This window comes from Pseudomonas sp. GL-R-26 (genome assembly GCF_019947365.1).
In the GTDB taxonomy this organism is placed as follows: Bacteria; Pseudomonadota; Gammaproteobacteria; order Pseudomonadales; family Pseudomonadaceae; genus Aquipseudomonas.
Window position 1 is genome coordinate 418,118 of record NZ_JAGYGI010000001.1, and the last position, 17,410, is coordinate 435,527.

The following is a 17,410-nucleotide window of genomic DNA, read 5'->3' on the forward strand; positions in this document are numbered from 1 at the left end:
CAGAATTACTTCTTGGCAGCAATCATCGCCATGAACGCCGGCATCGCGGCCTCCCGGTCCGCCGCCACACGCTGCACATTCGGATTCCCCCCCAAATACTCCAGCAGCGCCTTGGCCTTCGGCATCTCGGCCAACAGATCGATGCCAAACAACTTCTTGGCGACCCCACACGCCAGCGGCACGCTGAACAGGAAATACAGATCCGCCACGCTCAAGCTGTCGCCAGCCACGTAAGGGCTGAATTTGGCGTGCCGGCCCAGCGCCGCCATCCCCAGCAACAATTCGGCTTTGGTTTTTTCCTTGATCGCATCCGGCAGGGTCATGCCGAAAAAGGCTTCGGGATAGCAGGCCCGGCCTGGCAATTCGATGTACAGCTCGATTTCCCTGGCCAGTGCCAGCACCTGCGCGCGCTCGAACGGATCGCTCGGCAGCAGCGGCGGGCCTTTCTGGCTCTGCTCGATGTATTCGAGGATCACGCTGGTTTCATTGATGAAGCCCTGCTCTACCTGCAGCACCGGGACCTTTCCGCGAGGGCTGATGGCTAGCGCCTCGGGGCTGGTGCCCGCGTAAAACGGTACTTCTTCGAAGGGCAGGCCTTTTTCCAGCAGCGCCAGTTTGACCATGTTGTAGTAGTTACTGACGGAGAATCCATAAAGCTTGATCATCACAAAGCCTCCAGGCCATGCGGGGTGGGCAGTGCCTTTTTATAGAACGCTGCCGGGATTCTTGCCAGCAGCATCACGCGACTGAATGCGGGTAAACTGGCCGCCTTTCCCTGAGGAGCCTGCCATGAGCGAGCCAACCGATATCGACAACGACGAAGAAGAGTTCGCCGAAAGCACCCTGATCCAGGCCATCGAAAACCAGATCGAAAGCGACAACCCGCCGGCTGCCAAAGCGACGTTCAACAAGCTGACGCTGGTGGGTTATGAGCGCGAAGAAATTCTTAACCTGATGGCTCACGTTTTGGCGGTAGAAATCGACGCGATCCTCGAAGAAGACCGCGCGTTCAACACCGAATGGTACGAAGCTGCCCTGCGCGCATTGCCCGAGCTGCCGCCGGAAAAGCAGTAAGCACCGACACCGATTCCTGTGGCGAGGGAGCAAGCTCTCTCGCCACAAAATGCTGCTCCCACACATTTTGTTGCCAATCCCGCCTGCCGTCTCCCGGCATCTGACTACACTAGAAACACCCCGCTACCCCACCATCCACCGGGGGAAGGCCACCCGAGGAAAAAAACCCTGTCGCGAGCACTGGACATGCCGGACAAGCGGGTTCACCTTAGGGGCGCTGTCGTCCAATTCCTAGAAAGTCTGGAGTCCTTATGTCGCTTACCCCTGAGTTGGTTGCCGAACTGGAAGTCCTCGCACTCTTCAACCTGGACAGTTCCCAGGAAGGTTTGAAAATTCATCAGACCGCTGCCCCGAAACACATTGCCGCCGCCAAACGCCTCTTTGAAAAAGAACTGACCAACCAGCCTGATGGCGGTTACCTGACCAGTCTGGGTCGTGACGCCGCGCAAAATGTGCAATCCGTGCTGACCATTCTTAACGCCGAAGTAACAGCCTGAATTCTGCCGTATCGCCCACGGAGACCCCGATCCAGGGATTTCCGCGGGCACATTCCCCTGATTTCTGTCTCCAGCCGTTAGAAATCTGACGCCAGAAAAATAAAATCAGCTTAAAAGTCCTCGCCTCAAGGCGCTAAACTGCCACTCATCCGAAGAGCCCCACGTCCGAGCCCTGCGAGCCGGTTTGAGCTGACATGACGCGCACCCATGAAATCCGCCCTGATCTGGACGAGGGAATCGACCGCAAGGTTCTCAGCCAGCTGCGCGCACGCTTTCTGAAACTCAACGAAGGACGCATGGCTCGCGCCATTGAAGGGTTGTCGACGCGCCAGCAAGGGGTCCTGACCTTGCTGCCGCTGTTTTTCCACGTTAACCATCCGCTGTTGCCCGGCTACGTTTCCGGCAGTACGCCGGCCGGACTGTCGAATTTCGAACCGGATGCCAATGTCCTCGCTGAAGCCCAGCGCCTGACCCGCTCGTTTTCCTACAAGCCGCGCCACGGCAGCAACCCGCCAAGGCCGATTCACGGACTGTTCCTGATGGGCAGCCTCGGCACCCTGGCGCAGGCTGACCAGAGCGACATGGATGTGTGGGTCTGTCATGGACCGGACCTGACTGAAAACGAACTCGCCGAGCTGCGCAAGAAATGCCAGTTGCTGGAAGCCTGGGCCGCCAGCCAGGGCGCCGAAGCGCATTTTTTCCTGATCGACCCGAGCCGTTTCGTCCGCGGCGAGCGCGATACCCAGCTGAGTTCGGAAGATTGCGGCACCACCCAGCACTACCTGTTGCTGGACGAGTTTTACCGCACCGCAATCTGGCTCGCCGGGCGCACACCGATCTGGTGGCTGGTGCCGGTCTACGAGGAGTCGAGCTACGACCGCTACACCCATACCTTGATCTCCAAACGCTTCATCCGTGCCGATGAAACCCTCGACCTCGGTAACCTGGCCTACATCCCGCCCGGCGAATTTATCGGTGCCGGGCTCTGGCAGTTGTTCAAGGGCATCGAGTCGCCCTACAAATCGGTACTCAAGTTGCTGCTGACGGAGGTTTACGCCAGTGAGCACCCCAGGGTCCATTGCCTGAGCCTGCGCTTCAAGCAAGCGGTGTTCGCCAACAGGCTCGACCTCGACGAACTGGATCCGTACGTCGTGGTGTACCGGCGCATCGAGGAATACCTGATTGCCCGCAACGAACCGGAACGCCTGGAACTGGTGCGTCGCGCGCTGTACCTGAAGGTCAATCGCAAACTCACTGGCAACAGCCGCACCCAGAGCTGGCAGCGCTCTTTGCTCGAACGCCTGGCCCATGAATGGCACTGGGACCAGCGCCAGCTGAGCCTGCTCGACAGCCGCAGCCAGTGGAAAGTCCGCCAAGTCAGCTCCGAGCGGCGGGCACTGGTCAACGAGCTGAACTACAGCTACCGCTTTCTCACCCAGTTTGCCCGTCACGAACAAACGGTCAGCCGCATCAACAAGCGCGACCTGAGTGTCCTCGGCCGTCGCCTGTACGCCGCTTTCGAGCGCAAGGCCGGCAAAGTCGAATTCATCAACCCCGGCATCGCCCCGGACCTGGCTGAAGACACCCTGACGCTGGTGCACGCCCCGAACAAGAAGGAACCTGGGCAAAGCCAGTGGGGCTTGTACAACGGCAGTCTTACGGCATTGGAGTGGGACCATTTCGCGCCGATCAAACGCAGCCGTCACTTGCTCGAGCTGCTGACCTGGTGCCACCACAATGGCGTGATCGACAGCAGTACCCGCCTGGCCTTGCACCCCGGCACCAGCGACTTGAGCGAATTCGAACTGTTCAACCTGCTCGGCAGCCTGCAACAGACCATCGCCCTGCCCTTGCCCACCGTCGCCGAGGAACCTCTGTTGCGCGCCAGCGTGCCGAGTGAAGTGCTGATCCTGGTGAATGTCGGCATCGATCCGCTCAAGCACCATCGCGACCTGAACATCCTCATGACCACCGAACGCACCGACTCCCTGAGCTACGCCGGTGTCCGGGAAAATCTGGTGCTGACCCTGGACCAGGTCACGCTCAATAGCTGGAACGAAGTGCTGGTCGGTCGCTACGACGGCCCCCACGCCCTGCTCGACTGCATCCGCGACTACCTCAACAACCTGCCGGCCGGGCCACAACAGCCGAAGCTGAGGGTGCGTTGCTTCTGCCATAACCGCGCGCAATTCATTGCCCAACGGGTGGAGGAAATCCTCGATACCGCGCAGAACCTGCTGCTGAGCCGGCTCAATCATCGCTACCTTATCCAGGTCCAGCAGGACTACCACGTGCTGGAGTTGGTGCCGGGCCGGGTCCAGCACATCGCGCTGGCCACTCTGCCGGCGCTGATCAATTACCTGGGTGAAGAAATGGCGAGCTACAGCCCGCTTCACCTGGACCCAAAGGCATTGGAAGAGCACGACCTCTCGCTGTTCCTGCCAACGGGCCAGCCGGACTGCATTCAAGTGTTCTACCGGGTTATCGAAGATCAGGCTGATCTGTACGTGCTCGATGAGTTCAATGCCCTGTGGCAGCAACGCCTGCCCTGGCATGACGAGCAAAGCTTGCTGGTGCCGCTGCAGCGTTTCCTGCAATCGATCCAGTACCGCCGCGATGCCCTGCTGCCAATGGAGGCGGCCCACCCCATGAACCTCGACACCCTGTATTGCCAGTTGTTGCCGTCAGGCCCTGGCCGGGCGCGCCGCATCGAAGCCCGGCCGGCACCGCAGACGCCGGTGAACAAGCCGTTCTACGACGTGCAGGCGATCGTCGGCAAAGCCGCACCGGGTCAGGTGCAGGTGACCTTGTATTGCAATCAACGGGAGTTTTCCGAGCTGGAACATGGCGACCAGTTGTTCCGCGTGGTCGCCCGGGAAATCGTCGGGCAGCGCCGGGAAACCGAACGCTACCGCTGCTACATCACCGACCTCGACCTGTCGGGCCTGCTGGGCGAAGGGCAGAGTTCCACCCATCTGTACCTTCGCTACAAAGCCGACCTGGAGCACGCATTGAACGAGGCGCTTGATCAGGTCTGAGGGGTGTCACTCCGGGAACGCGCCGCCATTGGCCGGCTGCGACTCGACTTCCAGTAGCGTCAGCTTCAGGATCTTGCCGCCCGGAGCCGGCCAATCGATGTGCTGGCCAACCTTCAGGCCGAGCAGAGCGCTGCCCACCGGCGCCAGGATCGAGACCTTGCCTTCGTCGGCGTTCGCATCCTTGGGGTACACCAGGGTCAGGTGATAGTCCTTGCCACTGCCTTCTTCGCGGCAATGCACACGGGAATTCATGGTCACGACATCCGCCGGCACTTCATCGTGGCCGACCAGGGTATCGGCGCGATCCAGTTCGGTTTGCAGCGCAATAACGCCCGGCAGCGTGTCGTCCAGGCTGTCGATCAGACGCTCCAGACGCTGGACGTCCAGACGGGTAAGGGTGATGGAAGGTGCGGTCATGATCTGGGCAGACTCCTTTCTTCTGCACGAAAAAAGCAAAACCCCGCCAGAAAAAGGCGGGGTTTTCATAAGCCTCGATGGGTTGAGGCGTTTCCGGACACTATCACAGCTCAAAAAATATACAAGTCACGCCATTTGAGGTCGCTTTACCTCTGTGGCGAGGGAGCTTGCTCCCGCTGGGGTGCGAAGCGCCCCTAAAAAAGCATGCGGCTGCTCCGCAACCGAGCGGGAGCAAGCTCCCTCGCCACAAAAGCCCTTATGCCAAGGATTTGCGGTGGGCAGCCTCGGCGCAAATCACCCGCCGACGCTGATCATCTGCCGAACGCCACTCACGAATATCTTCGACGTGACGAAAGCAGCCCAGGCAGACTTTCTGCTCATCCAGCCGGCACACACCGCTGCAGGGCGATGGCACCGCCGGGCTGACGTTGCTGTAGAGCGGCTTGGGCGCACGGACAGGCGCAGGCTGGGTCACGATCTCACAGGCCTTCGAAATCGAGCTCGACACCGGCCTGCTGCTGGACGATACGCTCAAGCATTTCACCCAGCTGTTCTTCGCTCTTGTCGCACATCCAGCGCTCGCTTTCTTCGTCGTAGTCGAAGTGAAAACCACCGGAAACCGCCGCCAGCCAAAGCTGACGCAGCGGCTCCTGGCGACTGAAGATCAACTGGCTGCCGTTCTCGAACTTGACGGTCAGCACACCGGCCGAGCTCTCGAGGTCGATATCCAGGTCGCTCTCGTCAAAGATGTCCTCCAGGGTTTGCTGGGTGGCATCGACAAGGTCATGGAAACGCGCTTCGGACAAACTCATTACGGCAACCTCAAAAAGTGTCTGATCAGGCTCAAGCGCCGCAAGATACGACCGAGCCCCGTCGATTGCAAAGGATAACGCCCAGTTGCCTACCTGTGGGAGCGAGCTTGCTCGCGATGGCGGCCTCACATTCAACATCAATGCGTCTGTTATGGCCTCATCGCGGGCAAGCCCGCTCCCACAGGGTTCGATGTGCTTGCGGCCAAGCCCCGCCGGACGGGCGGTCCGTTGCATAGGCAAGCTGCCGGGTGGCCGGTATACTCCGGCGCAATTAATGCATTTTCAAGGATTTCGCCATGAAGCGCCTGATCTCTTCCCTTGCTGCGCTCCTCGCGGTTGCCTGTCTTGTGTCGGCCTGCGGTCAAAAAGGCCCGCTGTACCTGCCCGATGAAGACCAGGACCCTGTCGAGCAAGCCAAGTCGTCGCAGCAGCAGCCTGCTTCCAAAGCACACAAGCACGACGTCTACCAATAATAAGGGAACCTCATGGACGCTTTTAACTACCGTGACGGTGAACTGTTCGCGGAAGGTGTTGCCCTGTCTGCCATCGCCGAGCGCTTTGGTACACCGACCTACGTTTACTCGCGCGCGCACATCGAAGCCCAATACCTGGCTTACGCCGATGCACTGGCCGGCATGCCGCACCTGGTGTGCTTTGCTGTAAAGGCCAACTCCAACCTGGGCGTACTGAATGTCCTGGCGCGTCTGGGCGCCGGTTTCGACATCGTCTCCCGTGGTGAGCTGGAACGTGTACTGGCCGCTGGCGGCAGCGCCGACAAGATCGTGTTCTCCGGTGTCGGCAAGACCCGTGACGACATGCGTCGCGCCCTGGAAGTCGGCGTGCACTGCTTCAACGTCGAATCCACCGACGAGCTGGAACGCCTGCAGGTGGTCGCCGCCGAACTGGGCGTTCGCGCGCCGATTTCGCTGCGCGTGAACCCGGACGTCGATGCCGGCACCCACCCGTACATTTCCACCGGTCTCAAAGAGAACAAGTTCGGCATCGCCATTGCCGATGCCGAAGACGTGTACGTGCGTGCCGCGCAGCTGCCAAACCTGGAAGTGGTCGGCGTCGATTGCCACATCGGCTCACAACTGACCACCCTGCCGCCATTCATCGACGCCCTCGACCGCCTGCTGGGCCTGGTCGACCGCCTGAGCGATTGCGGCATCTACCTGCGTCACATCGATCTCGGTGGTGGCCTGGGCGTGCGTTATCGCGATGAAGAGCCTCCACTGGCTGCCGACTACATCAAAGCCGTGCGCGAGCGTCTCGACGGTCGCGACCTGGCGCTGGTGTTCGAGCCGGGCCGCTTCATCGTGGCCAACGCCGGTGTACTGCTGACCCAGGTCGAGTACCTCAAGCACACCGAACACAAAGACTTCGCCATCGTCGATGCGGCCATGAACGACCTGATCCGCCCGGCGCTGTATCAGGCCTGGATGGACGTCACGGCCGTGCGTCCGCGCACCTCAGCTGCCCGCGCCTACGACATCGTCGGCCCGATCTGCGAGACCGGCGACTTCCTGGCCAAGGATCGTCAGCTGGCGCTGGAAGAAGGCGACCTGCTGGCCGTGCATTCGGCCGGTGCCTACGGGTTTGTCATGAGCTCCAACTACAACACCCGCGGCCGTACCGCGGAAGTGTTGGTGGACGGTGATCAGGCATTTGAAGTGCGTCGCCGTGAAACGGTAGCCGAGTTGTTTGCTGGCGAAAGCCTGCTGCCGGAGTAAAACCATGCTGCTGCGTTTTACCAAGATGCACGGACTGGGCAATGATTTCATGGTCCTCGACCTGGTCAGCCAGCACGCGCACATTCTGCCCAAGCACGCCAAGCAATGGGGCGACCGGCACACCGGCATCGGTTTCGACCAGTTGCTGATCGTCGAGGCGCCGAGCAACCCGGACGTGGACTTCCGCTATCGGATCTTCAACTCCGACGGTTCCGAAGTGGAACAGTGCGGCAACGGTGCGCGCTGCTTCGCCCGCTTCGTGCTCGACAAGCGCCTGACCGCAAAACGGCTGATTCGCGTCGAGACCAAAAGCGGCGTCATCGAGCTCGACGTGCGTAACGACGGCCAGATCAGCGTCAACATGGGCGCCCCGCGCCTGGTGCCGGCGGATATTCCGTTCCAGGCACCGGAGCAGGCCAAGAGTTATCAGGTCGACGTCGACGGCACCCCGGTCGATCTGGCCGCCGTGTCCATGGGCAACCCCCATGCCGTGCTGCGGGTCAGCGATATCAACAACGCGCCGGTGCATGAACTGGGGCCGAAAATCGAACATCACCCGCGCTTCCCGGCACGGGTCAATGTCGGTTTTCTCCAGGTCATCGACCGGAGCCGCGCGCAGTTGCGCGTCTGGGAGCGTGGAGCCGGGGAAACCCAGGCTTGCGGAACCGGCGCCTGTGCCGCCGCAGTGGCCGCGATCAGCCAGGGGTGGATGGATTCGCCGCTATTGATCGACCTGCCTGGCGGGCGCTTGTCCATCGAATGGGCAGGCCCTGGCCAACCGGTGATGATGACCGGCCCGGCAGTGCGCGTATATGAAGGACAAGTGCGTCTTTGAGTGAGCGAAATCCATGACCGACAAGCCTCAGGTACCCGCACGACAAGCTGACGAATCACCGGCCGAAAGCCTGGAGGCGGCGGCTGTAGCCGCGTACCTGGAGGCTCATCCGGACTTCTTCGTCGAGCACGAAGAACTGCTCCCGTCCCTGCGTATTCCCCATCGACGCGGCGATACCGTGTCGCTGGTGGAGCGTCAGATGACCATCCTGCGCGACCGCAACATTGAACTGCGTCATCGCCTGTCGCATTTGATGGACGTGGCCCGGGACAACGACCGGCTGTTCGAAAAGACCCGTCGCCTGATCCTCGCGCTGATGGATGCCGCCAGCCTGGAAGACGTGGTGATGTGCGTCGAAGACAGCCTGCGCCAGGAATTCCAGGTGCCCTTCGTCAGTCTCATTCTGCTCGGCGACAACGCCATGCCGGTGGGCCGCTGGGTCACCCACGCCGAAGCACAAGTGGCCATCGGCGGTTTGCTCTCGGAAGACAAAAGCGTCAGCGGCAGCCTGCGCGAGCATGAACTGGACTTCCTGTTCGGCGAAGAGCAGCGCAAGCAGATCGGCTCCACCGCCGTCGTCGCCATCAGCCACCAGGGCATCCACGGCATCCTGGCCATCGCCAGCCGTGATCCGCAGCACTACAAAAGCTCGGTGGGCACCTTGTTCCTGAGCTACATCGCTGAAGTCATGGGTCGCGTGCTGCCACGGGTCAACAACTCCCTGCGCTCGGTACGCTGAACATGGAACGACAACTGGACGCTTACTGCGAACACCTGCGCAGTGAGCGGCAGGTGTCGCCGCACACGCTGTCGGCCTACCGCCGCGACCTCGATAAAGTGCTGGGCTGGTGCGTCAAACAGAACATCGGCAGCTGGACGGCGCTGGACATCCAGCGCTTGCGCAGTCTGGTTGCCCGTCTGCATGCCCAGGGTCAATCGTCCCGCAGCCTGGCGAGATTGCTGTCGGCCGTTCGCGGGCTCTATCACTACCTGAACCGCGAAGGCCTGTGCGACCACGATCCTGCCAATGGCCTCGCGCCGCCCAAAGGCGAACGCCGTCTGCCGAAAACCCTCGATACCGACCGCGCCCTGCAACTGCTTGAAGGCGGGGTCGAAGATGATTTTCTCGCTCGACGGGACCAGGCGATTCTCGAGCTGTTCTATTCCTCCGGGCTGCGGCTATCGGAGCTGACGGGGCTCAATCTCGATCAATTGGACCTGGCCGACGGCATGGTCCAGGTGCTCGGTAAAGGCAGCAAGACCCGCCTGCTACCGGTAGGCAAGAAGGCCCGCGAAGCGCTGGAGCAGTGGCTGCCATTGCGGGCCATGGCCAACCCGGCGGACGATGCGGTGTTTGTCAGCCAGCAAGGCCGCCGCCTCGGCCCCCGGGCGATCCAGGTGCGGGTCAAGGCTGCCGGCGAGCGCGAACTGGGGCAGAACCTGCATCCGCACATGTTGCGGCACTCCTTCGCCAGCCATTTGCTGGAATCCTCCCAGGACCTGCGCGCAGTGCAGGAACTGCTCGGCCACTCGGACATCAAGACCACGCAGATCTACACCCACCTGGACTTCCAGCACCTGGCCACGGTCTACGACAGCACCCACCCACGGGCCAAACGCATTAAGGGCGACGATTCATGAGCATTCAGTTGATCACCTTCGACCTCGACGACACCTTGTGGGACACCGCCCCCGTCATCGTCAGCGCCGAAGCCGTTTTGCGTGAATGGCTGACCGAGCACGCGCCCAATCTTGGGGCGGTGCCGGTGGAGCATCTGTGGGCTATTCGCGAGCGCGTATTGAGCAACGAGCCTGGCCTCAAGCACCGCATCAGCGCCCTGCGTCGACGGGTGCTGTTCCATGCACTGGAAGAGTCCGGTTATGGGCATGACGAGGCCTCGGACCTCGCGGACAAGAGCTTTGAAGTGTTTCTGCATGCTCGGCATCAGATCGAAGTGTTTCCGGAGGTTGAACCGACCCTGGAAATCCTCGCCAACCATTACGCCCTCGGCGTGGTCACCAATGGCAACGCCGATGTGCGTCGGTTGGGCCTGGCGGATTACTTCAAGTTTGCGCTGTGCGCCGAAGACATAGGCATCGCCAAACCCGACGCGAGATTGTTCCAGGAAGCCTTGCAGCGCGGTGGCGTGACCGCTGAATCGGCGGTGCACATTGGCGATCATCCAGGCGATGACATTGCCGGTGCGCAGCAGGCGGGAATGCGGGCAATTTGGTTCAATCCGGCGGGCAAGGTCTGGGAAGCCGAACGACTGCCGGATGCGGAGATTCGCAGCCTGACCGATTTGCCGGCGTTGCTGGCGAGTTGGAACAAGGCCTCGGCCTGACACAGAACCTGTGTGCGAGCCTGCTCACGATGAGGGCTTAACATTCAAAATAAATGTTGCCTGACACTCCGCCATCGCGAGCAAGCTCGCTCCCACAGGGATCACCACAGGTTTCAAATTTTTGTTTCAGACATGAAAAAGCCCGCAGCGACGGCGGGCTTTTTCAGCAAGCGGGTAGCAGGCTCAGATAGGCCGGCTGCCGTACTTGTTGTCCGGTTTCTTGGGCGGATCGGCGACCACATTGGCCTCCACTTCCTGCACCTTGCCACCTTTGGCCAAAAACTCCTCCATGGCCCGCGCGAGAGCATCGCGTTCCTTGTTCTTGGCTTCGACACTCGGCAGTTCATCGACCGATACCGCTGCCTTGGCCTTGCCTTTGGCGGCCGGAACCGGCGCATCACCGCCGTCGTCTTCAGCGACGTCTTCCGCCGCTGCTTCCAGACCTTCTTCGGTTTCGTCGTCGTCGCCTACTTCGAGGTCGTCGTTTTCCAGATCATCGTCGCTCATGTTCTACCTCATGACTTGCGAAAAGCAGATTAGTTATAGCCCAGCTTTGCCCTCTGTCGAAGGCTGCAGGAAAAAATTCAACAGCCGCTGCTGACCAGCGGCTATGCCTCTTCACCGTGTACGGTGGCGAGGACTTTACGGGCACCGCCATGATCACGGTGCTCGCCCAGATAAACGCCTTGCCAGGTCCCCAACGCCAACCGGCCTGCCGAAATCGGCAAACTGAGCTGACAGCCAAGCACGCTGGCCTTGAAGTGCGCCGGGAGGTCGTCCAGGCCTTCGTCGTTATGCTCATAGCCGTCTGTTCCTTGTGGGATCAGACGATTGAAAAATCGTTCGAAGTCGCGACGTACCGCCGGATCGGCGTTCTCGTTGATGGTCAACGACGCCGAGGTATGCTGCAGCCACAAATGCAACAGACCGACCCGACACGCCTTGAGTTCAGGCAGGCCGGCGAGTAACTCGTCCGTTACCAGATGAAAGCCCCGGGGCCTCGCCCGCAAGGTAATCAGAGTCTGTTGCCACATACTGTTCTCCGCACGTTCGGGGCGCATTCTAGCGCGCTCTGGGAAAAAACAAAGGCCCTAATATTCCTTCAATCCTGTAAGCCTTTGGCGGCACAAAAACACCCGACGTAAACATCGTAAAACCTGTAGGAAAAAACCTTTCAGCTCAGTCCTTAATGACAAATTCCAGACAAAAAAATGCCCGGCAAGCCGGGCAGTTTTTTTACGCGCCTGCTTACAAGTTGTAGCCGCGTTCGTTGTGAAGCGCCAGATCGATGCCGACCGCCTCTTCTTCTTCGTTGATACGCAGGCCCATGACCGCATCCAGCACCTTGAGGATGATGTATGTAGCGATCGCGGTGTAGATCACCGTGAAGCCCACGCCTTTGCACTGAATCCACACTTGTGCGGCGATGTCGGTCACGGTGCCGAAGCCACCCAGGGACGGAGCAGCGAACACACCGGTCAGGATTGCGCCGAGGATACCGCCGATACCGTGCACGCCGAAGGCGTCCAGGGAGTCGTCATAGCCGAGCTTGCGCTTGAGGGTGGTGGCGCAGAAGAAGCACACCACACCAGCCGCCAGACCGATTACCAGTGCGCCCATCGGGCCAACGGTGCCGGCAGCCGGGGTGATTGCCACCAGACCGGCAACCACACCCGAAGCGATACCCAGTGCGCTAGGCTTGCCGTGGGTGAGCCACTCGGCAAACATCCAGCCCAGTGCAGCAGCGGCGGTAGCAATCTGAGTTACCAGCATCGCCATACCGGCGGTGCCGTTGGCCGCAGCGGCGGAACCGGCGTTGAAACCGAACCAGCCGACCCACAGCATGGCCGCACCCATCAGGGTGTAACCGAGGTTGTGCGGCGCCATCGGCGTGGTCGGGAAGCCTTTACGCTTGCCCAGCACCAGGCAGGCAACCAGACCAGCCACACCGGCGTTGATATGCACCACGGTGCCGCCGGCGAAGTCCAGAACTCCCCAGTCCCACAACAGACCGCCGTTACCGGACCAGACCATGTGCGCAATCGGCGCGTAAACCAGGGTGAACCACACGCCCATGAAGACCAGCATCGCGGAGAACTTCATCCGCTCGGCGAACGCGCCGACGATCAACGCCGGGGTGATGATCGCGAAGGTCATCTGGAAGGTGACGAACACCGCCTCGGGGAACAGCGCCGCAGGGCCGGTCAGGCTGGCTGGCGTGATGCCGGCGAGGAACGCCTTGCCCATGCCGCCGAAGAACGAGTTGAAGTTGATGACGCCCTGCTCCATGCCCGTGGTGTCGAACGCGATGCTGTAGCCATAAATGACCCACAGGACGCTGATCAGACCGGTAATGGCGAAGCACTGCATCATCACGGAAAGAATGTTTTTCGACCGAACCATGCCGCCGTAGAACAGCGCGAGGCCGGGAATGGTCATGAACAGCACCAAGGCTGTCGAGGTCATCATCCAGGCGGTGTCGCCGGAGTTGAGGACTGGGGCCGCCACTTCGTCTGCCGCCAGAGCAAGGCTGGGCATTACGATGGACAACAGGGCTCCTAGCCCTGCGAATTTACGCAGAGTCATATTGTTTTCTCCTGGGGCGTTGGGTTTGTGGCGGCTTAGATTGCGTCGGTATCGGTTTCGCCGGTACGGATGCGAATCGCCTGTTCCAGATTGACCACGAAGATCTTGCCGTCACCGATCTTGCCGGTGTTGGCCGCCTTGGTGATGGCCTCGATTACCCGGTCCAGATCCTTATCGTCGATGGCGACGTCGATCTTCACCTTGGGCAGGAAATCGACCACGTATTCCGCGCCGCGATACAGCTCGGTGTGACCCTTCTGCCGACCAAAGCCTTTGACTTCAGTGACGGTAATGCCCTGCACGCCGATCTCGGACAGCGACTCGCGTACGTCGTCCAACTTGAACGGCTTGATGATGGCAGTGACTAGCTTCATGAAAACTCTCTCCCGAATTGGTGGACTTGCCCCAGGAAAACAAACCCGACTCAAGTCTAAGCGCAGTGCCTGGCTTTGTAACGCATCGTCGGCCCTGACCTGCCCGTCCGACGCCCCTCACGAAACACTCCCCCGCTTCGCTTGGCGCACTTCGTTCGTCACAGTGACTGCATCAGTGCATGGGTCATCACCATCTAAGCAGAAACCTTGCCATCTCCACAAAACTCATAGTTTTCAATCTTTTGCCGACAGATGTCCGCCATATCGCAGCAACACTCGCCGGGTTACGCACAATAACGGTGCAACACCGTCCGTCCCCATGCGCGAAAAGCGTGCATCCCTTGCCCGCGCAAATGACTATAGACACTGCGTGATACACTGCCCGTCATTGTTTCCAGGACATTGCCCATGCTTGCGCCAAAAGACTTCCTCGACGCCCTCACCAGCACTGCCTCCCGCCTCTTCAGCGGCGACACGCCTCTGCCGAAAGCTGAAATCGAAAGCCAGTTCAAAATGTTGCTGCAAAGTGGCTTCAGCAAACTGGATCTGGTGAGTCGGGAAGAGTTCGATAGCCAGATGGTTGTATTGGCGCGCACACGGGCGCGACTGGAGAGCCTTGAGGCGAAGGTGACGGAGCTGGAAGCGAAGCTGAATCCGCCGACCGAATAAACACCGTATGCACGAATGAAAAACCGCCTTTTGGGCGGTTTTTTTGTTTTCGAACAGCAGTGGATATGACCTCGCAACATCCGGCGAACATTTCCCGGCCTGTTTCCAACGCCAGATCCTCACCCCGCGCCTACCCTTCAAAAACCCGCAGGAAGCGGTCCCCGTTTAGCTCAAGGAACGATCATGTCCCTCTCCATCGTCCACAGCCGCGCCCAGGTCGGCGTGGAGGCGCCTGCCGTTACTGTAGAAGTCCATCTGGCCAATGGTTTGCCATCGCTGACCATGGTCGGCTTGCCCGAGGCGGCGGTGAAGGAAAGCAAGGATCGGGTGCGCAGTGCGATCATCAATTCGGGACTGCAATTTCCGGCGCGACGGATCACGTTGAATCTGGCGCCGGCGGATTTGCCCAAGGATGGCGGACGGTTCGATCTGGCGATTGCCCTCGGGATTCTCTCGGCCAGCGTGCAGGTGCCGACGTTGACACTGGATGATGTGGAGTGCCTGGGGGAGCTGGCGCTTTCCGGCGCAGTGCGACCGGTCCGCGGGGTGCTGCCGGCGGCATTGGCGGCGCGCAAGGCCGGGCGTTGGTTGATGGTGCCGCAGGCGAATGCCGAAGAGGCCTGCCTGGCGTCGGGGTTGAAGGTCATCGCGGTGGACCATCTGCTGCAAGCGGTGGCGCATTTCAATGGGCACACCCCCATCGAACCTTACGTTTCCAATGGTTTGCTCTACGCCAGCAAACCCTATCCTGATTTGAATGAAGTTCAGGGGCAAATGGCAGCCAAACGCGCGCTGCTGATTGCGGCAGCGGGTGCGCATAACCTGCTGTTCAGCGGGCCACCAGGTACGGGCAAGACACTGCTGGCGAGCCGATTACCAGGGCTGTTGCCACCCTTGGCCGAAAACGAAGCACTGGAGGTCGCGGCGATTCAATCCGTCGCCAGCTGCGTACCGCTAAGCCACTGGCCACAGCGACCCTTCCGACAACCACACCATTCCGCCTCAGGACCGGCACTGGTGGGCGGTGGCTCGAAACCACAACCGGGCGAAATCACCCTCGCTCACCATGGCGTGCTGTTCCTCGATGAACTCCCGGAATTTGATCGCAAGGTATTGGAGGTGTTGAGAGAACCACTGGAATCCGGCCACATCGTGATTTCCCGCGCCAAGGACCGCGTACGCTTCCCGGCGCGCTTTCAACTGGTCGCTGCGATGAATCCCTGCCCCTGTGGATATCTTGGCGAACCGAGTGGCCGTTGTTCCTGTACGCCGGACATGGTTCAGCGCTATCGCAACAAACTGTCGGGGCCACTGCTGGATCGTATTGATCTGCACCTGACGGTTGCTCGCGAAGCCACGGCATTGAATCCTGCGTTAAAACCCGGCGAGGACACTGCCACCGCCGCCGAGTTGGTTGCCGATGCACGAGAACGGCAACAAAAGCGCCAAGGCTGTGCCAATGCCTTTCTCGACTTGCCGGGCCTGCGCAGACACTGCAAGTTATCCACAACAGACGAAACGTGGCTGGAGACAGCGTGTGAACGACTGACCTTGTCACTGCGAGCGGCCCATCGACTGCTCAAAGTAGCGCGCACTCTTGCGGACCTTGAACAAGTCGATGAGATCAGACGCGAGCACTTGGCCGAAGCGCTGCAATATCGGCCAACAAGCCAGTAGCTCAAATTTGTAAGTGTTTTGAAAAACGTCATTTCTAAGTGTTTTTTCGACCAATGAGCGGTTTTTCGGAAAGATGGCGCAAATCACCCCTTGGTAAGGTCAACCAACGGCGTCTGCCGCACCTCAGTCTCCCGCCCACCTTGAATCTCGCTCACCTGCTTCAACGCCTTATCCACAGCGGTCTTATCCGCCAGCAAGCCGTAGCTGATGCGGAACTGCTTCTGCTCCTTCGGCCCAATCATTGGCACCAGGTTCAGTGGCCGCTGATACCGGCGGTTGTAGGAAAAACTCGTGCCTGGCTCCAGCCCCGTGACATAGCCCTGCCCTTCGGTATCGGTGTTTTTCCACAGGGAGAACACGGGCAGTGTTTGAGTGTTGAAACCGACCGAGACGCCCAGGCTGCCGGCCTTGTTATGCAGGACGGTCAATGTATCGCCCTTGGCATCGGCGTACGGCACTACGTTGTAAACCGTTTCGTCGTAGTCCTTGGTCGGTGCGCGATAGGTTTGCCAGTCCGGCAAATCGCTTTTGGCTTTATCGTTGAACGGCGACACCTGTTTCACCGGCGCAGCGAAGCGGGCGCCCTGCTCCAGGAATGGGGTGCTGAAGTTACTGTGATACAGCGCCTGGTATTCCTTCGGATAGTCGCCGTTGTTGGTCAGGGTGTCGTTGAGGGCGAACGCTACGCTGCCGGGCTCGGTGACCAGTTCGGTCGCGACCGAGAAGTCGACTTTCTTGAAAGCCTGCTCTTTCAGCTCGCCGCGCAGGCTGATGGCGTACGGCGGTTTTTCATCGATGTGCAGGGTGACTTTGTTTGCCGGGATATTGGCAGCGCGACCGTGCAGGGTCAGCAGTTCGCCGTTGTCGATGCCGGGGTGGCCGACCCATTCGTAACCGCAGCGGGTGACCAGTTCATTAAAGCCTTCCAGCCAGCCCAGGCCACCACGGCCGTTGAGCTCAATGAAGGACGGATTGACCACTTCCTTGACTGGCGAATCCCAACCCATGCGCACGTTACCGACCGAGGCCTGCAGGACGTTCATGCCGCGAGTTGGAACTACCGAAAGTTTCATCGTGCCGTTATCGATGTCGACGATGCTGACGCCTTCCTGCCGACCACCGTGCAAGGTGCGCAGGGTCACGCTGAAAGGTTTGTCGGTTTTTACGCCGAGTTGCTGGCTGGTGATTTGCCAGTTCTGGGCGGCTTTGTCGGTGTCGAGCAGGACGTAATCCCAGGCTAGGGCTTGGGAGGCAGCGGACAGTGCGCTGAGGGCAACGAAGAGTTTGAGCGGTGTCATGAAAATAGCCTTTCTTGGAGTTGTGCCATTTTTATAGACATGATGAAACGTTTCA

20 protein-coding genes are annotated in these 17,410 nt (G+C 60.2%); 11 read left to right on the forward strand and 9 right to left on the reverse strand.

The window, feature by feature from the left end; all coding sequences use genetic code 11:
• Window positions 1-5: 5 nt before the first annotated feature.
• Complete coding sequence (locus KGA96_RS01890) at window positions 6-665, reverse strand: glutathione S-transferase family protein (RefSeq protein WP_223511458.1); 660 nt, start codon at window positions 663-665, stop codon at window positions 6-8.
• Window positions 666-789: 124 nt separating this feature from the next.
• On the opposite strand from KGA96_RS01890, the gene KGA96_RS01895 reads away from it, so the two are divergent.
• From KGA96_RS01895 to KGA96_RS01905, 3 genes are all read left to right on the forward strand, one after another.
• Window positions 790-1,074 (forward strand): hypothetical protein, encoded by a 285-nt coding sequence (locus KGA96_RS01895; protein WP_046039010.1) that lies wholly within the window; start codon window positions 790-792, stop codon window positions 1,072-1,074.
• Between the two features lie 251 nt (window positions 1,075-1,325).
• Window positions 1,326-1,571: a TIGR02647 family protein gene (locus KGA96_RS01900; RefSeq protein ID WP_046039009.1), complete on the forward strand. Its 246-nt coding sequence runs from the start codon at window positions 1,326-1,328 to the stop codon at window positions 1,569-1,571.
• 194 nt (window positions 1,572-1,765) lie between these two features.
• Window positions 1,766-4,609: a class I adenylate cyclase gene (locus KGA96_RS01905; RefSeq protein WP_223511461.1), complete on the forward strand. Its 2,844-nt coding sequence runs from the start codon at window positions 1,766-1,768 to the stop codon at window positions 4,607-4,609.
• A gap of 6 nt (window positions 4,610-4,615) precedes the next feature.
• Here KGA96_RS01905 and rnk read toward each other — a convergent pair whose 3' ends face one another.
• The 3 genes from rnk to cyaY all read right to left on the reverse strand — a co-directional run bounded on the left by rnk (window position 4,616) and on the right by cyaY (window position 5,838).
• A complete protein-coding gene (gene rnk / locus KGA96_RS01910; protein ID WP_046039007.1) occupies window positions 4,616-5,026 on the reverse strand; it encodes a nucleoside diphosphate kinase regulator in 411 nt (136 codons plus the stop codon).
• Window positions 5,027-5,282: 256 nt separating this feature from the next.
• Window positions 5,283-5,501 (reverse strand): DUF1289 domain-containing protein, encoded by a 219-nt coding sequence (locus KGA96_RS01915; RefSeq protein ID WP_080925278.1) that lies wholly within the window; start codon window positions 5,499-5,501, stop codon window positions 5,283-5,285.
• 4 nt (window positions 5,502-5,505) lie between these two features.
• Window positions 5,506-5,838: an iron donor protein CyaY gene (cyaY, locus tag KGA96_RS01920; protein WP_008050853.1), complete on the reverse strand. Its 333-nt coding sequence runs from the start codon at window positions 5,836-5,838 to the stop codon at window positions 5,506-5,508.
• 296 nt (window positions 5,839-6,134) lie between these two features.
• Between cyaY and lptM the strand changes: the two genes are divergently transcribed.
• The 6 genes from lptM to KGA96_RS01950 are packed head-to-tail and all read left to right on the forward strand — an operon-like array spanning window position 6,135 to window position 10,751.
• A complete protein-coding gene (lptM, locus tag KGA96_RS01925) occupies window positions 6,135-6,311 on the forward strand; it encodes an LPS translocon maturation chaperone LptM (RefSeq protein ID WP_007980804.1) in 177 nt (58 codons plus the stop codon).
• Between the two features lie 12 nt (window positions 6,312-6,323).
• Window positions 6,324-7,571, forward strand: coding sequence for a diaminopimelate decarboxylase (gene lysA, locus KGA96_RS01930; protein WP_223465221.1), 1,248 nt, complete (start codon window positions 6,324-6,326; stop codon window positions 7,569-7,571).
• Between the two features lie 4 nt (window positions 7,572-7,575).
• Window positions 7,576-8,406 carry a diaminopimelate epimerase gene (gene dapF, locus KGA96_RS01935; RefSeq protein WP_046039004.1) on the forward strand — a complete coding sequence of 277 codons (831 nt, stop codon included), beginning with the start codon at window positions 7,576-7,578 and terminating at the stop codon, window positions 8,404-8,406.
• Between the two features lie 13 nt (window positions 8,407-8,419).
• The gene (locus KGA96_RS01940; RefSeq protein ID WP_046039002.1) at window positions 8,420-9,145 is read left to right on the forward strand and encodes a DUF484 family protein; all 726 of its coding nucleotides are present in this window, start codon (window positions 8,420-8,422) and stop codon (window positions 9,143-9,145) included.
• Window positions 9,146-9,147: 2 nt separating this feature from the next.
• Window positions 9,148-10,047 carry a tyrosine recombinase XerC gene (gene xerC / locus KGA96_RS01945; RefSeq protein WP_046039000.1) on the forward strand — a complete coding sequence of 300 codons (900 nt, stop codon included), beginning with the start codon at window positions 9,148-9,150 and terminating at the stop codon, window positions 10,045-10,047.
• On the forward strand, window positions 10,044-10,751 hold the full coding sequence (locus tag KGA96_RS01950; RefSeq protein ID WP_046038999.1) for an HAD family hydrolase: 708 nt from the start codon (window positions 10,044-10,046) through the stop codon (window positions 10,749-10,751). The genes xerC and KGA96_RS01950 overlap by 4 nt, the downstream gene beginning before the upstream one ends.
• Window positions 10,752-10,934: 183 nt before the next feature.
• Here KGA96_RS01950 and sutA read toward each other — a convergent pair whose 3' ends face one another.
• The 4 genes from sutA to glnK all read right to left on the reverse strand — a co-directional run bounded on the left by sutA (window position 10,935) and on the right by glnK (window position 13,711).
• Window positions 10,935-11,258, reverse strand: a complete 324-nt coding sequence (gene sutA / locus KGA96_RS01955; protein WP_046038997.1) for a transcriptional regulator SutA — start codon at window positions 11,256-11,258, stop codon at window positions 10,935-10,937.
• Window positions 11,259-11,359: 101 nt separating this feature from the next.
• Entirely contained in the window at window positions 11,360-11,785 is a 426-nt protein-coding gene (locus KGA96_RS01960; RefSeq protein WP_008015517.1) for a secondary thiamine-phosphate synthase enzyme YjbQ, read from the reverse strand.
• Window positions 11,786-11,999: 214 nt separating this feature from the next.
• Window positions 12,000-13,337 (reverse strand): ammonium transporter, encoded by a 1,338-nt coding sequence (locus KGA96_RS01965; RefSeq protein WP_046038994.1) that lies wholly within the window; start codon window positions 13,335-13,337, stop codon window positions 12,000-12,002.
• 35 nt (window positions 13,338-13,372) lie between these two features.
• Window positions 13,373-13,711 carry a P-II family nitrogen regulator gene (glnK, locus tag KGA96_RS01970; protein ID WP_002555808.1) on the reverse strand — a complete coding sequence of 113 codons (339 nt, stop codon included), beginning with the start codon at window positions 13,709-13,711 and terminating at the stop codon, window positions 13,373-13,375.
• 408 nt (window positions 13,712-14,119) lie between these two features.
• On the opposite strand from glnK, the gene KGA96_RS01975 reads away from it, so the two are divergent.
• Both KGA96_RS01975 and KGA96_RS01980 read left to right on the forward strand, forming a co-directional pair.
• Complete coding sequence (locus KGA96_RS01975; protein WP_223511463.1) at window positions 14,120-14,380, forward strand: accessory factor UbiK family protein; 261 nt, start codon at window positions 14,120-14,122, stop codon at window positions 14,378-14,380.
• 183 nt (window positions 14,381-14,563) lie between these two features.
• Entirely contained in the window at window positions 14,564-16,057 is a 1,494-nt protein-coding gene (locus KGA96_RS01980; RefSeq protein WP_046038992.1) for a YifB family Mg chelatase-like AAA ATPase, read from the forward strand.
• An 83-nt stretch (window positions 16,058-16,140) separates the two neighbouring features.
• Here the strand turns inward: KGA96_RS01980 and KGA96_RS01985 are convergent, their stop codons facing one another.
• A complete protein-coding gene (locus tag KGA96_RS01985; RefSeq protein ID WP_223511465.1) occupies window positions 16,141-17,355 on the reverse strand; it encodes an aldose 1-epimerase family protein in 1,215 nt (404 codons plus the stop codon).
• Window positions 17,356-17,410 lie beyond the last annotated feature (55 nt).